A 14,530-nucleotide genomic window follows, 5' to 3' on the forward strand; every position below is an offset into this window, starting at 1 on the left:
CGATTTGGATCACCCAATCGTTACGTTCAGCCGCCCCGGCATGTATGCTAACATCAGGCAAGCACCGAACCGGCTCGGGTATTGGTCCTGAGTGAAGGATTTGGGCCTTATTTGAGGTGACAAGCTGGCATGAAACACAAGGTTTTTGGATGGGTACTTTGCGGTGCGATCAGCCTTGGGGCAGGGCCAGCCGCCGAGGCGTGCGCCTTTCATGGCTATGTGCCTGATCCAACGCTGGTCGATCTTCTGCTGGCCACCGAACAGATCGTGGTGGCGCGCCCTGACCCCGGTGATCCCACCCGTTATCAGCCGATCAGCGTGCTCTTGGGGCCTGACACCGCGCAGGTTCCCGTGCCTGTGAGCCCGGCCACCCGTGCGCGGCTCTCCAAAGAGACAACGCACACAGCTCTTTTGGCCCGTGATGGAGCCTATGGGCCGTGGCAGGAGCTTGCGGTTCTCGATGACAGGTTTCGCGGCGTGATTGATCATGTCGTGGCGCACCAGTTCGAGTGGTCTTTCGGTGCGGATGCCGAGAGGGTGTCTTTGTTCTCAGGCTATCTCAACGATCCCAATCCCGATTTGCGCCGCCTGGCGCTGCAAGAGCTGGACCGCGTGCCCTATGGGGTTCTGCGCGCCGCGCGTTTGCCGAAGATCCCAACCCTGAAGCAGGATCTGCAATCAGGGGACAGCGATCTGTTGCCCATTCGCATTCTGCTGGCCGGGCTGTCACCGGACCCCAGCTTTGGCGCTGTTTTGGCGCAAGACCTTGACGCTGCAATTGCGCAGGATTTGCCCTATCTCGGGGCCTACGCGACCGCATGGATAGAGCTGGACGGCAAAACAGCGGCACAGGCCATTCTGGATCGCGTTGCCCAAGATGACACGCTGTCTCTCAACGCCCGCATCAAACTTCTTGAGGCGCTGGCCCTTCAGCACACACATGCGCCTGCGCCCACGCGTCGGGTGATTGCGCGCGGCGTGGCCGAGATTCTGCGCAGCAGGCCCGACCTCAGAGAAGCCGCGACGACGCAGTTTGGCTTTGGCGGGGGCTGGGCGTCGTCAGGTAAGGAACCTACCGGGAAACCCCTTGAAACCGACCGCTGAGCGAGCATGGCTCTGTCAGGTGTCTTTGTTTGACCACGGCGCAAAAAAGTTGATTTTTAGGATACTTCGGCGCAGTCTGCCTGTTGTGGGTGACGTAGGGTAAGACAAATGGATCAGACGCGGTCTGAGCTTCAGGATCTGAGTGATCTGATTGGCGTGGTCTATGAGTCCGCCCTTGAGCTGAAGCAATGGCAGCAGCTGTTGATGACGCTCAACCAAAAATTCAAAGGTTTCATGGGCGCGGTTTACACGCAGGAAGGCGAGAAGTTCATCGGCATGTACAATCCCGATGGGTTCAACACCGCGTCGCAAGAGGTCTATGACAAGCACACGGTCGATGGCAAAGTGCATGGCATCAAGGATGACCAGAACGATCATCGGCGGGAGCTGTTGAAGCGCATCGATCCGCAGATTGGGGATGTCTACTACTCGCGAGAGATATTTACTGACGAAGAATTCCGGTCCTCAACTTCGTACAAGACCGTATTGGAACCTGCCGGGATTGGGCATTGGGTGTCACTCAAATTTGCCCAAAGCGGTGTGCGCGAGGCGGTGTTTATCTTTTTCGAGAACGAAAAAAGCCCCGATACGCCCGACCCGGAGGCGCTGAAGCAGGTGTTTGAGCTGATTTCACCGCATGTGGTGCGGGCCACCCGTATCGCGCGGGCCTTACGCATGGCCAAGGAAGCGTCCGAGACCTTCCAGGGCTTTCTGGATGCCATTGCCCTGCCGATGCTGGTCACGGACCGCGAGGCGCGGCTGGTTTTTTCCAATGCGGCCGGTCAGCGACTTTTGGAGCGTGGTGCACTTTTTCGCACGGATGCCTCAGGTCGGTTAACCTTGAGCGATGCGCACAACACCAGCGCCGTCTATCGCCAGATTGCCGGTATTGAACGCAACGATGTGCCCACAGGTCTGCGTCTTGACGAAAGCGACGGGCCTGTGTCGCTTTGCATTGCGCCGTTTCACCCGTCGATGGCCGATGTCGGGGAGGCGGACAAGGATCTCTTTGATGCGCGCAGGCTATATGCGGTTTTTGTCGGCAGTCAGGGCGATGAGCCGGTGAACACCGGGTTGTTGCGGGATGTCTTTGAGCTGACTGAGCGGGAGGCCGAGATTTGCAGCGCTGTGGTCGCGGGGCAAAGCCCGTCGGATATCGCCGCCGCGACAGGGCGCGCCGAAAAAACCATCCGTAACCAAATTCAGGCGATCTATGAGAAAGTCGGCGTGAACTCAGCGCAATCGCTCAACGAAGCGCTCTCGGTGTTCAAAACGGTTGGGGCGATCTTCAACGTGGAAGACAAACATATGTTTGAGCTTCGCAGTTAAAAACCGCCCCATAAGCCTGCTCAATTTGGAGGAGAGAACAGGCCCATTTCTGGAAGGTGTGGTTGGATCAGGCCGACCAGTTGGCGATCACATCAAACCCTGACGGCTCCGGTGGTGCAGCCAGGTGATCCGCGAACTGTGCCCAAAGCTGCGCCACGGCCTCTTCGTTGGCGTCCGAGACTTCACGGCTTTCCACAAGCGCGACGACGCATCCGCTGCCATCGGCGTTGATTGTGTTGATGAATTGCCGCATGCCGGGCAGGCCCATGATGGCCGGTTTCATCTGTTCCAGCCGTGCAATGGCGTCCTGCACCATGTCCGGCTTCATTTGATAATGTGTAATACGCGCATACATTTAAGGGTCCTTCTTAAAAAGAGGCGGGGCGATAATTGCACCGCGTATCAGGGTTTCGAAATCGCGCCCGTGAGTGTGATTTGTTGCGCGCCGGTTTCTGGGTTGGTGAGGCTGCGATAGGTGCCCCCGCCGGTCAGGCCTTCCATCGCGCCATTGCCTGCCACCATGACCCATCGCCCTTCAAACGCGCCATCCGCGCCAAGGCCTGTCACGGTCCAGCGATTGGCCGCCATGCTACCGTCAGCCCCTGTATAGACGCACATCCCCCCGCCGGTGGCAGATGCCCCGCGTATCTCGGCCGCACCAGTGCAGGAGCCGCTCATGCCAGAAAACGGGTGATCCGCTGCAGCCATTTGAAATTCATCGTGTGTTGAGCGCAGTTCGAGCACCAGATGGCCCTCATGCAGCGCGTGGATTGCGCTGGTGGATTGGCCGATCACAGTTCCGGTTGAATCGAATGTCCCTCCGGCCTGTGCCATGCTTGCGATGCCCATGCAGAACGCTGCTGCTACATATCTCTTCATTGTCTCCTCCTCCATTGAAATTGTTGGCGCACCCAAAGCATGGGCGCGCTGTGTGAACGGAAGTGTAGAGGAGAGGTCGGATCGCACGCATGGGCAATATTGCCCAAAACGGGAACGGGAATACCTTTTTGAAAGGAATTCCCAAAAGCTTTTAGAAAGCTTTTGGGACAGGCGTGGCTTAATCCATTTTGCGCAGGCGCTTAAACAGACTCGAGGTATCCCAACGACCACCGCCCATTTTCTGCACGTCCTTGTAGAACTGATCGACAAGCGCTGTGACGGGCAGCGAGGCGCCGTTTTTGTCGGCGCTGGTGAGGCAGATATCAAGATCCTTGCGCATCCAGTCGACGGCAAAGCCGTGTTCAAAGTGATCGTCAAGCATGGTCTCGTAGCGGTTGGACATCTGCCAGCTTCCTGCTGCGCCCTGGCTGATCACCTCGACCACCGAACGCCCATCAAGCCCGGCTTTTTCCGCAAAATGCAGGGCCTCTGACAGGCCTTGAACCAGCCCGGCAATCGCAATCTGGTTGCACATCTTGGTGACCTGACCTGCGCCGCTCTCGCCAATGCGTTTGCAGAGCTTGGCGTAGACATTCATGATTGGCTCTGCTGCGTCGTAGGCGTCCTGATCGCCGCCGCACATGATGCCAAGCTGGGCGTTTTCCGCGCCCGCCTGACCGCCTGAAATAGGCGCGTCGACAAAGTTGAGGCCGTGATCTTTGGCAACGGAATAGAGCTCATGTGTGACCGTGTCCGAAACAGTGGTGTGATCGACAAAAATCGCCCCCTTGGACATGCCTGCAAACGCGCCATCGTCGCCCGTGCAGACGCTGCGCAAATCATCGTCATTGCCCACACAGGCCATGACAAACTCTGCACCTGCCGCGGCCTCGCGTGGCGTTTTGGCGGCCATTCCGCCATGTTGGGCGGCCCAAGCCTCGGCCTTGGCAAAGGTTCGGTTGTAGACGCATACCTCATGACCAGCGGCCTGCAGATGCCCTGCCATCGGGTATCCCATTACACCCATGCCCAAAAATGCCAGCTTTGCCATGATATTCTCCCTTTGCGCCTTAAGGCGGTCATTGTCATGGGCGGGATTTCTGACTATCCCGACCCAAGATGCAAGGTAATTCGAGGCAGGCATGGCGCAAGTCTTTGTGTGGCTGATCCGGATCGCCGGAGGGATGATCCTTCTGGGCGTGGCGGCTGTGCTGATCAGCTATTATCTGCTGTCGCGTTCACTGCCGGATTATCAGAAAACACTGGCCACGGATGGTGTGGCGCAGTCGATGGATATCGTGCGCGACAATTCCAATGTACCGCACGTTTTCGGGCAACAGGACACGGACACGTTTTTTGGACTGGGCTATGCCCATGCGCAGGACCGGTTGTGGCAGATGGTGATGCTGCGCCGCACTGCGCAGGGGCGGTTATCAGAAGTGCTGGGTGTGCGCACGGTTGAGATCGACAAGCTGATGCGCCGGTTTGACCTTTATGCCTTGGCCAAGACATCCGTTGCCGCGCAGGACAGCCAGACACAGGCCGCACTGGCCGCCTATGCCAGAGGTGTGAATGCGCGGTTGACCGAGATCAACACTTTTGCCCTGGGGCGCGGCGCGCCGGAACTTTTCTTTATCAACTCACCCATTTCACCCTGGCAGCCTGCAGATTCTCTGGCCATTCTGAAACTTCTGTCGGTGCAGCTGTCCTCGCATCTAGAAGAAGAAGTGCTTTATGCGCGCAGTTCGCTGGCGCTGAACAACGCCGCGCGACTGAACGACATCATGCCGTTGGCACCGGGCAATGGCATCGCGGCGCTGCCGGACTATGCGTCGCTGTTCCCACAGGGGCAAAGTTTTGCGCAAGCTACGGGAACAGGCATTCCAGACCATCCCTTGTCGCCGTTCCAAAAGCGCGCACATGCAGGAGCCTCCAATGTCTGGGCAGCAGCGCCAAAACGCTCTGCGGCTGGCGCGACGCTACTGGCCAACGATCCGCATCTCGGCTTTACCGCTCCGGCGATGTGGTATCTGGCCCGGCTTGAGCTTGAGACCGGCGGGGTTATTGGCGGCACAATTCCTGGCATTCCGATTGTCATGACGGGGCGGTCGGATACGCTGGGCTGGGGGATTACGTCGTCCTATCTGGATGATCAGGATCTTTATGTCGAAAAACTCAACCCCGAGAACCCGCAGGAATACCTGACCCCGGACGGGTATCAGCCATTTCGCACAGAAAGCTCGATTATTCGCATCAAGGACACTACACCCGTCACGATGACCTTGCGCTGGACCGAAAATGGCCCGGTCCTCCCCGGCTCGCACTACAACCTCGTCGAAGTGACACCTGCTGGTCATGTCGCCTCGCTGGCCTGGACGGCGTTGTCGGATCGCGACACCACCATGAGCGCGGGCTATGCTTTGATGCGCGCGCAATCGGTGCGCGAGGCGCTGGCGGCAGGAGAGCTATACGTGGCCCCGTCGCAGAACCTGACTGTCGTGGATCGCAACATGATTGCGATGAAGACCGTGGGGGCGATGCCACGCCGCAATGCTGCCCACGAAAGCCAGGGGCGTATGCCCAGCCGGGGATGGATCGAAGAGAACCGCTGGCAGGGGATAAATGCCTACTCGGCCAATCCAGAGTTTGTGGCCCCCGCAGGCGGGTTGCTTGGCAATACCAATAACAAGACCGTGGACCGGCCTTTCCCACAGCATGTCAGCCATGTCTGGGGCGACACACAGCGGGTGCTGCGTTGGCGGCGGTTGATGCAGACGCGGCAGGTGCATACGCGAGACAGTTTTATCGAGGCACAGCTTGATACGGTGAGTTTCACCGCGCGGTCACTTCTACCCCTCATCGGTAAGGACCTGTGGTTCACTGGCGAGGCTGCTCCCGACGGTACGCCTGAACGGCAACGCCAACGCGCTTTGGACCTGTTGCAACGCTGGAACGGTGAGATGAACGAGCATCTGCCGGAACCGCTGATTTATGCTGCCTGGTTACGCGCGCTTCAGGAGCGGCTCATCGAGGATGACATGGGGCCGCTGGCCGAAGAGTTCACCCATCCCGATCCAGTTTTCATCGAGCGTGTCTACCGCGATATTGACGGCGCGTCGGCTTGGTGTGATGTGCGGCAGTCAACCATCACTGAAACCTGCACCGATATTGCCCGGCTGGCGCTGGATGATGCGCTTGTGTGGATTGATGAGCGCTATGGCACCGCGTTGGAAAGCCTGCGCTGGGGCGATGCGCATCAGGCCACACATGATCATCAGGTTTTGGGCGAGATCCCGGTGCTGCGCTATTTCGTGAACATTCGCCAGTCCACCTCCGGGGGCGACAACACGCTCTTGCGCGGGCGCACGGCGGGAGAGGGAGCCGATCCTTTCCACAACGTGCATGGGGCCGCCTATCGCGGGGTCTACGATTTCGCGGATCCAGATAGCAGCGTGTTCATCATTTCCACCGGCCAGTCGGGTCACTTCCTGAGCCGGCATTACGATGACCTGTCGCAGCTCTGGAGGCGGGGGGAGTATATTCCCATGTCGCTTGATGCAGATCTGGCAAGGGCGGCGTCTGTTGGGGTCACGCGGTTTCTGCCAGCCAAGTAGAGCGGTGCGCCTTGTTTGACGTCAGACGGTAGCAGCACTAGCGTCTAGTGCATTCACAGCGGAGCCACAGGCCCTCATGCTCGACAGTCCTCTTGCCAAGATCGAAAACCTGCAAGTGCGCTTTGCGACGAGGCAGGGTGTTGTTAAGGGGGTGGAGGATGTCTCCTTCGATATTTTCCCGGGCAAGACGCTCTGCATCGTCGGTGAATCCGGCTCAGGCAAATCGGTCTCGGCGCTTTCGCTGATGCGGCTGGTCGAGTTTGGTGGCGGAGAAATCACAGGCGGGCGGGTTCTGTTTGAGGCTGAAGGCGCAGCGCGGGACTTGACGCAAGCCGCTGCTGACACCATGCGCCATCTGCGTGGCAACAACATTGCGATGATCTTTCAGGAGCCGATGACCGCCCTCAACCCAGTGTTTACGGTGGAACGGCAACTCACCGAAGGTTTGCGGCAGCATCAAGGCGTGAGCCGCAAAGCCGCGCGTGACCGAGCGCTGGAATTGTTGCAGCAAGTGCGATTGCCAGAGCCGGAGCGGCGTCTGCGGCAATATCCGCATGAGCTTTCGGGTGGGATGCGCCAACGGGTGGTGATTGCCATGGCGCTGGCCTGTCGGCCCAAGCTGCTCATCGCGGATGAGCCGACCACGGCGCTTGATGTGACCACGCAGGCCGAGATCCTGGCGCTGATCAACCGGCTCAAGGTAGAAACCAACGCGGCGGTTCTGTTTATCACACATGACATGGCAGTGGTGGCCCAAGTGGCGGATCGTGTGGTGGTCATGCAGGATGGGCGCAAGGTTGAGGACGGTCCGGTCAACGACATCTTTGAGCGACCTAAAGCGGCCTACACCAAGGCGCTGCTCAAGGCTGTTCCGCGTCTGGGGCAGGGGAGTACTGTCTCAAAGGTCACAGATTCAGGTCCGCCGTTGCTTGAGGTCAAAAACCTCACCACCCGCTTTGCCGTGAAGGGGGGTATGCTGCGCCGCACGGTGGCTGAACTGCACGCGGTCGAGGACGTGTCTTTCTCGTTGCAACCGGGGCGCACACTGGCGCTGGTCGGCGAGTCGGGCAGTGGGAAATCCACTGTAGGCCGGTCCATCCTGCGGCTGGTGGAGCCGACATCCGGCGCGGTGCAGTTCGATGGGCAGGATATTCTGGCGCTGGATGCGCCGGGCCTGCGCGCGGCGCGAGCAGGCATGCAGATGATCTTTCAGGACCCTTATGCCAGCCTCAACCCGCAGCGCCGCGTGGCAGATCAGGTGGCCGAGCCGCTGTGGAACTACGCGCCCATGCCACGTCAAGACACGGAGGCCCGTGTTGCAGAGCTGTTTGACCGGGTGCACCTTCCGCGAGACCTTTTGCAGCGCTATCCGCATGAGCTTTCCGGAGGGCAACGTCAACGGGTCGCGATTGCACGTGCCTTGGCGTTGAACCCCAAGCTGATTGTGGCGGATGAGGCCGTCAGTGCCCTGGATGTCAGTGTGCAGGCTGAAATCCTGAGCCTTTTTCGGGACTTGCAGGCGGATATGGGGCTGTCCTATCTCTTCATCAGTCACGACATGGCCGTGGTGGAGCAGATGAGCCATGAGATTGCGGTCATGTATCTGGGGCGCATCGTCGAGCGTGGACCCCGCGACGCGGTGCTGCGCGATCCTCGTCATAGCTATACCAAAGCCTTGTTGAGCGCTGTGCCGGTCCCGGATCCAAAGCGGCGCATCACAGACGATGAGTTGAATTTCAAACCAAATCCCTCTCCTATACACAAGATCGGACATGATCCCGGCCCTTCGATTTACGAAGAGGTGACACCGGGGCATCATGTGCTGATCTCTGACAGCGGATATGACTGAAAGGACGCCCCATGCCCGTGAAAAACCGCTTTGCTGACCTGCAGGATGAAATCACCGCCTGGCGACGGGATATTCATGCAAATCCTGAGCTGATGTTTGACACGCATCGCACCAGCGCTTTGGTCGAGGAAAAGCTCAAAGACTTTGGCTGTGACGAGGTGGTGACTGGCGTTGGCCGCACCGGTGTGGTGGGCGTGATCAAGGGGCGCGAAAGCGGATCGGGCAAGGTTGTTGGTTTGCGTGCTGATATGGACGCACTGCCAATTCATGAGCAGACGGGATTGGACTATGCCTCTAAAACCGACGGCAAGATGCATGCCTGCGGGCATGACGGGCACACCGCGATGCTCTTGGGGGCGGCGAAGTACCTGGCGGAGACGCGAAATTTCAACGGCACGGCGGTGGTGATCTTTCAACCTGCCGAAGAGGGCGGCGGCGGCGGGCGCGAGATGTGCGAAGACGGATTGATGGACCGGTTTGGCATTCAGGAAGTTTACGGCATGCACAACTGGCCCGGCGTGCCGGAAGGGACGTTTGCCATTCGGCCGGGGCCGTTTTTCGCCGCCACCGACAAGTTTGATATCGTTGTGGACGGCAAAGGCGGACATGCCGCCAAACCGCAGGAGACGGTGGATCCTGTGGTGATGACCGCGCAACTGGTCAGCGCACTGCAGACCATTGTGAGCCGTAACGCTGATCCGATTGAGAACGCCGTGGTGTCGGTGACGTCGATGGAAACCTCGTCCAAAACCTTCAACGTCATTCCGTCACAGGTCACGCTGATGGGAACAGTGCGCACGCTCAGTCCGGCCATCCGCGACCTGACCGAGCGCCGCATGCGCGCGCTGTGTGAAAACATCGGCGAGGCCTTTGGCGGCACGATCACGCTGGAATACGAGCGCAACTATCCGGTGATGGCCAACCATGCCGAGCAGACCACCTTCGCCGCTGAAGCCGCAAGGGCGGTGACAGGAAAATGCGAAGACGCGCCGCTTGTGATGGGCGGCGAGGATTTTGCCTTCATGCTGGAGGAGCGACCCGGTGCCTATATCCTGATGGGCAATGGACAGACTGCCCCGGTGCATCACCCAGAATACAATTTCAGCGACGATGCCATCCCCTTTGGCTGCAGCTGGTGGGCGGAAGTGGTAGAGCAACGGATGCCAGCTGGCTGACTATATTGAGTGGTTGCGCCACGCTCTTTTTTTGTTTGGATATTTGAAGCAAAAAGAAAGAGTTAGGGGAAATTTCTTTCTTCTTGCGGTAAATATCCCCGCCGGAGGCATCCTACCTTTGCCGCCGGGCGCGCGGATCGAGCCCGTCGCGCAGCCCGTCGCCCATATAGTTCACGCTCAGCACTGTAAGGGAAATTGCTAGCCCGGGCCAGATCACCCGTTCGGGGTAGTCCTGCAGATACACAGTGGCGTCTTTGAGAAGCTGACCCCAGGTGGCGAAATCCGGGGGAAAGCCGAAACCGAGGAAGCTGAGCGCGCTTTCGGTTATGATGGCCGTGGCAATGCCGAGGGTGGCAGAGACCAGTATCGGGGAGAGTACATTGGGCAAGATATGGCGGGTTATCAGCTTGGTGGGGGACGTGCCGATGGAGCGCGCGGCGAGCACGAATTCTCGTTCTTTCAGGGCAAGGACCTCCCCCCGCACGATCCGTGCCGTGGGCATCCAGCTTGTCAGGCCAATGGCGCCGACAATGAGGATGAACGTCCCGGTTTCCGGGCCCAGAACGCCGGTCAGGCTTTCGTTGAAGAGCAGCATCATTACCAGAAGCAGCGGCAGGAGCGGCAGGGACAAAAAGAGGTCTGTGAGTCGCATGAGCGGGCCATCGAGAAGGCGGAACATGCCCGCCAGCACGCCGATGAGGCTGCCAAGGCCGATGGACAGCGCCATGGCCGCCAGGCCGACTGCGATGGAAATCTGCCCGCCTGCCATCACCCGTGCCAGTGTGTCACGCCCAAGATTGTCGGTGCCAAAAGGATGCGCCCAGCCTGGGCCCTGGTTGCGGGCGCGGATATCGGCAAAGCCGGGATCAAGCGTCCAGAAGAATGGGCCGAGATAGACCGTCACGATGACGAGGCCAAACACAACGGCACCCAGAAGCGCACCGCGATGTTGGGCAAAGATGTGCCACACGTCCCGCAATGGGCCGCTTGCGGGTGTCTGATGATCAGTCATAGCGAATCCTCGGGTCAAGCAACCCGTAAAGGATGTCCGCCAGCAGGTTGGCCAGCACGATCAGGACCGCGAAAATAAAGGTCAGCGTATGCACCGTGGGCAGGTCATTGGCGCGAATGGCGTCAATCAACTGCGCCCCGATGCCGTTGATGGAAAACACCTGTTCGGTGATGATCGCGCCACCAAAGACCGCAGGCAGGCCAAGCGCGATGACCGTGACCACCGGGATCATCGAGTTGCGCAGCACATGCACCAGAACCACCACCACCTCAGAGAGGCCTTTGGCGCGTGCCGTGCGCACATAATCCTGGTTCAGATTGTCCAGCATAGCGGCGCGCATATAGCGGCTGATCTGGGCTGTCGTCTGCAGGGACAGGACCATCACCGGCAAGACCATCTGGCCCAGCTGCACTTTGAAACTGGCCCAGTCGGTGACCTCGTGGGTGGTGTCATAGACAAAATCGAACCAGGCGAGCTGTACTGAGAAGAGTGCGATCACCAAAGGACCGCTGAAAAAGGGCGGGATCGAATAGCCAATCATGGTGACGAATGTGCCCGCCTGATCAAACACGGAATACTGGCGGTAAGCCGAGTATATCCCGATGGGCAGGGCGATGAGAATGCCCACTACATAGGCCGTGCCCACAACCCAGAGCGTCTGGGGCAGGCGTTCTGCCACGACATCCATGACCGGGCCGCGATGCTGCCAGCTGAGCACGCGCAGTTGGCCCTCTGACAGGGACGTGCCAAACATATGGTCAATGAACACCTGTGGTTCGATCCAGAAAAACTGCACCAGCCATTTGCCGAACCGGATGTGCATTGCCTCGCCAAGACCCAAGGCCTCGCGCATTTGCGCCTTGACCTCGGGTGGCACTGTCAGTGGTACCTGCGCCATCGGATCACCGGGGGCCAGCTCCAGCAACAAGAAGATAACCAAGGCGACGAACAGCAGCATGGGCACTGCCAAGAAGAGTCGACGCAGCGTATAGCTCAGCATTCAACAACTCCGCACACCACGTGCATTCAGTTGCCGTCCTTGCGCACCCAATCGGCGGCGTTCCAAAGCTCTGTGTCCCAGGTGTTGATCCGCACACCACCGAGGGAATTGGCATGAGCGGAGACACGGCCGCGATCCACAAGCGGCAGCAGGACAAACGCGCCGACCAGAGCGTCATTCATGGTTTTGGCCAAGGCGGCGCGCTCTTGCATGGCACCGGTGCGCCGCATTGTGTCGGCGAGCATGTCATAGTCTGCGCTACAAAACCGCGAGATATTGCTGCCTTGCCATTGGTTGTCTGGTGCCGGGATCTTGTCGCAGCGCCAGCTTGACATATAAGCCTCGGGATCGGTGCCATCGAAGCTTCCGGCAAACATCTGCACATCGGCAAAGAACTTTTGAAATGTATCCGGGCTTCCGGGATCGCCGCCGAAAAAGACGCTGGCATCAATGTTGCGCAACTGTGTGTCGATACCAATCTCGGCCCACCATTGCTTGATCAGAACCTGAAAATCCTGGCGCACGGCATTGGTCGAGGTTTGGAACTGAAGGCGCAGCGCGACGCCATCCTTGTCCCGCACCCCGTCGCCATCGCTGTCGATCCAGCCTGCGGCCTCAAGCAAAGCCTGAGCCGCTGCAATATCCTGCGTCATGCAGGCGTCATTGGCGGTGGAGACATAGATCGCGGGTGCTGGCAGGACGTTGCAGGTGACTCGGCCAGCGGATCCGTAGCCGATCTCGACCAGAAGCTGGCGGTCAATGGCAAGGCTGAGGGCTTCGCGCACTGCCGGGTCATACAAAAACGGGTGAGGGTGGGCCGTTGTTGAGCGCTCATTCCCAAGTGTGCTTGAGGGATCGGTGAGATTGAGAACAATCCGCTCCACAACTGTGCCGAAAGCCGAGACAACCTGGCCCTTTCCGGCGGCCTCCATGCGCGTCAGAACTTCCGGCGACAGTTGCAGGTTCCAACCATAGTCAAACTCACCTGTTTCCAGCACCGCGCTTCCTGCGGTGCTGGCATTGCCACCCCCTTTGATCAGGACGTTGGCAAAGGCTGGCTTGTCGGGGTCGCGATAATTTGGGTTGGCCGAAAGTTGCACCACGTCATTGGGGCGAAAATCCTCGACCACAAAGGGGCCAGTGCCGATGGGGGCAAAATTCTCGGCGCTGCATTCCGGGGCGCGGGGGCCGAGACAGTCGGCAAACTGCGCCTTTTGCAGGATGGGGGCCAAGCCGCCGACAAAGGCGGAGTAGGGGAAGGGCTTGGGGCCTTCAAACCTGACCACTGCGGTCTGTGCATCCGGCGTCTCAATCGCAGTAATGCCACCAAATTTCTCGAATTGTGCGCATCCGCCGCCGTCGGCTGTACAGTATTCCCATGTGAACTTGATGTCTTCTGAGGTCAGGGGGCTTCCATCTGACCACAATAGGCCTTCGGTGAGGCGCCAGGTGACCGTAGTCAGATCACTGGACACACCACCGTTTTCGAGTGTCGGGATATCATCCACCAACCAAGGCACCATCGCGCCCGTTTCATCATAGCGCACCAGAGGTTCAAGGATCAGGCTGGCGGCCTCGATATCCTTGGAACCGCCCGACAGGTAGGGGTTCAAGATGGATGGCGCTTGCCAATAATAGAGATTGAGCTGGCCGTCACTGGCCCGGTCGGCATAGGCTGAGGAGGCCAAACACCAAACGGCCCCGGCCCAAAGGGCGTTGCGTCCAAGTACCATTCTGTCTCCCCTGCTGTGGACGTTTTTTCGTCTCTTCTTTGCTTCGTCGAACTGGTTTGGCCGGTCTTGAGGCCGGATATTCGCGTTGCGTGCCGGAGAGTGGTGAACCGGCGCTTGCAGCCCTTCGAAGATACCTAAGACGATAGCAAGAACACCGGTTCAATCAATGCGTGTTCGCAATAAAAAAGCGCCCCGCTACGAGCTGAGCGCTTTTGTCGTTCAAAACCAGAGACCTAAGGTTATTTCCCGCCAGGCCCGATAATCATAATCATCTGGCGGCCTTCCATTTTGGGCATGTTTTCGATCTTACCGATGCCCTCAATGTCCTCGGCAACACGTTCCAGAAGGTCACGGCCCAGGTCCTGGTGAGCCATCTCACGACCCCGGAACCGCAGCGTGACCTTGACCTTGTCGCCGTTCTCCAGAAAGCGGAACACATTGCGCATTTTCACGTCATAGTCATGCGTGTCGGTGTTGGGCCGAAACTTGACCTCTTTGACCTCGATAACCTTCTGTTTTTTGCGCGCCTCGGATTCGCGTTTTTGCTGTTCGTACTTGTACTTGCCATAATCCATGATCTTACAGACCGGCGGTTCGGCATTTGGGGAAATTTCAACCAGATCGAGACCGGCGTCTTCGGCCATCTCCATAGCTCTTTCGGGTGTCACAACCCCTACATTTTCTCCATCAGCGCCGATGAGGCGGATTTCAGAGGAACGGATGCGGTCGTTGATGCGCGGTCCGGTGTCGCGCGTAGGGGGCGCGTTGTGGGGTCTGCGAGCTATGGCTTTGGTCCTTCTTATCGTCTGACTTGAAGTGGCAACCTAACGCCGCT

At 58.9% G+C, this 14,530-nt stretch carries 12 protein-coding genes; 5 read left to right on the forward strand and 7 right to left on the reverse strand.

Going from position 1 to position 14,530, the window contains the following annotated elements; genetic code table 11:
• Positions 1-129: 129 nt before the first annotated feature.
• A complete protein-coding gene (locus tag RZ517_RS08775; protein WP_338551066.1) occupies positions 130-1,104 on the forward strand; it encodes a hypothetical protein in 975 nt (324 codons plus the stop codon).
• A gap of 108 nt (positions 1,105-1,212) precedes the next feature.
• On the forward strand, positions 1,213-2,433 hold the full coding sequence (locus RZ517_RS08780) for a LuxR C-terminal-related transcriptional regulator (RefSeq protein ID WP_338551067.1): 1,221 nt from the start codon (positions 1,213-1,215) through the stop codon (positions 2,431-2,433).
• A 67-nt stretch (positions 2,434-2,500) separates the two neighbouring features.
• Here the strand turns inward: RZ517_RS08780 and RZ517_RS08785 are convergent, their stop codons facing one another.
• The 3 genes from RZ517_RS08785 to RZ517_RS08795 all read right to left on the reverse strand — a co-directional run bounded on the left by RZ517_RS08785 (position 2,501) and on the right by RZ517_RS08795 (position 4,363).
• The gene (locus RZ517_RS08785; protein WP_338551068.1) at positions 2,501-2,788 is read right to left on the reverse strand and encodes a hypothetical protein; all 288 of its coding nucleotides are present in this window, start codon (positions 2,786-2,788) and stop codon (positions 2,501-2,503) included.
• Positions 2,789-2,835: 47 nt separating this feature from the next.
• Complete coding sequence (locus RZ517_RS08790; protein ID WP_338551069.1) at positions 2,836-3,312, reverse strand: hypothetical protein; 477 nt, start codon at positions 3,310-3,312, stop codon at positions 2,836-2,838.
• Positions 3,313-3,490: 178 nt separating this feature from the next.
• Positions 3,491-4,363, reverse strand: coding sequence for an NAD(P)-dependent oxidoreductase (locus RZ517_RS08795; protein WP_338551070.1), 873 nt, complete (start codon positions 4,361-4,363; stop codon positions 3,491-3,493).
• Positions 4,364-4,454: 91 nt separating this feature from the next.
• Here RZ517_RS08795 and RZ517_RS08800 point away from each other — a divergent pair, with 91 nt between their 5' ends.
• The 3 genes from RZ517_RS08800 (at position 4,455) to RZ517_RS08810 (ending at position 9,950) form a co-directional block, all read left to right on the forward strand.
• On the forward strand, positions 4,455-6,926 hold the full coding sequence (locus tag RZ517_RS08800) for a penicillin acylase family protein (protein ID WP_338551071.1): 2,472 nt from the start codon (positions 4,455-4,457) through the stop codon (positions 6,924-6,926).
• 76 nt (positions 6,927-7,002) lie between these two features.
• The gene (locus RZ517_RS08805) at positions 7,003-8,775 is read left to right on the forward strand and encodes an ABC transporter ATP-binding protein (protein ID WP_338551072.1); all 1,773 of its coding nucleotides are present in this window, start codon (positions 7,003-7,005) and stop codon (positions 8,773-8,775) included.
• 11 nt (positions 8,776-8,786) lie between these two features.
• Entirely contained in the window at positions 8,787-9,950 is a 1,164-nt protein-coding gene (locus RZ517_RS08810) for a M20 aminoacylase family protein (protein WP_338551073.1), read from the forward strand.
• 112 nt (positions 9,951-10,062) lie between these two features.
• On the opposite strand, the gene RZ517_RS08815 is transcribed toward RZ517_RS08810, so the two are convergent.
• The 4 genes from RZ517_RS08815 to infC all read right to left on the reverse strand — a co-directional run bounded on the left by RZ517_RS08815 (position 10,063) and on the right by infC (position 14,480).
• Positions 10,063-10,962 (reverse strand): ABC transporter permease, encoded by a 900-nt coding sequence (locus tag RZ517_RS08815; protein ID WP_338551074.1) that lies wholly within the window; start codon positions 10,960-10,962, stop codon positions 10,063-10,065.
• The gene (locus tag RZ517_RS08820; RefSeq protein ID WP_338551075.1) at positions 10,955-11,962 is read right to left on the reverse strand and encodes an ABC transporter permease; all 1,008 of its coding nucleotides are present in this window, start codon (positions 11,960-11,962) and stop codon (positions 10,955-10,957) included. The genes RZ517_RS08815 and RZ517_RS08820 overlap by 8 nt, the downstream gene beginning before the upstream one ends.
• 26 nt (positions 11,963-11,988) lie before the next feature.
• Positions 11,989-13,695, reverse strand: a complete 1,707-nt coding sequence (locus RZ517_RS08825; RefSeq protein ID WP_338551076.1) for a peptide ABC transporter substrate-binding protein — start codon at positions 13,693-13,695, stop codon at positions 11,989-11,991.
• 239 nt (positions 13,696-13,934) lie between these two features.
• Positions 13,935-14,480, reverse strand: coding sequence for a translation initiation factor IF-3 (gene infC / locus RZ517_RS08830; protein ID WP_422395576.1), 546 nt, complete (start codon positions 14,478-14,480; stop codon positions 13,935-13,937).
• Positions 14,481-14,530 lie beyond the last annotated feature (50 nt).

This window comes from Roseovarius sp. S88 (assembly GCF_037023735.1).
Taxonomy (GTDB): domain Bacteria; phylum Pseudomonadota; class Alphaproteobacteria; order Rhodobacterales; family Rhodobacteraceae; genus Roseovarius; species Roseovarius phycicola.

Coding starts and splice junctions, on each gene's coding strand:
- RZ517_RS08805 (WP_338551072.1), top strand. CDS start 7,003: ATGCTCGACAGTCCTCTTGCCAAGATCGAAAACCTGCAAGTGCGCTTT.
- RZ517_RS08790 (WP_338551069.1), bottom strand. CDS start 3,312: ATGAAGAGATATGTAGCAGCAGCGTTCTGCATGGGCATCGCAAGCATG.
- RZ517_RS08785 (WP_338551068.1), bottom strand. CDS start 2,788: ATGTATGCGCGTATTACACATTATCAAATGAAGCCGGACATGGTGCAG.
- RZ517_RS08795 (WP_338551070.1), bottom strand. CDS start 4,363: ATGGCAAAGCTGGCATTTTTGGGCATGGGTGTAATGGGATACCCGATG.
- RZ517_RS08820 (WP_338551075.1), bottom strand. CDS start 11,962: ATGCTGAGCTATACGCTGCGTCGACTCTTCTTGGCAGTGCCCATGCTG.
- RZ517_RS08825 (WP_338551076.1), bottom strand. CDS start 13,695: ATGGTACTTGGACGCAACGCCCTTTGGGCCGGGGCCGTTTGGTGTTTG.
- RZ517_RS08780 (WP_338551067.1), top strand. CDS start 1,213: ATGGATCAGACGCGGTCTGAGCTTCAGGATCTGAGTGATCTGATTGGC.
- RZ517_RS08810 (WP_338551073.1), top strand. CDS start 8,787: ATGCCCGTGAAAAACCGCTTTGCTGACCTGCAGGATGAAATCACCGCC.
- RZ517_RS08800 (WP_338551071.1), top strand. CDS start 4,455: ATGGCGCAAGTCTTTGTGTGGCTGATCCGGATCGCCGGAGGGATGATC.
- RZ517_RS08775 (WP_338551066.1), top strand. CDS start 130: ATGAAACACAAGGTTTTTGGATGGGTACTTTGCGGTGCGATCAGCCTT.
- RZ517_RS08815 (WP_338551074.1), bottom strand. CDS start 10,962: ATGACTGATCATCAGACACCCGCAAGCGGCCCATTGCGGGACGTGTGG.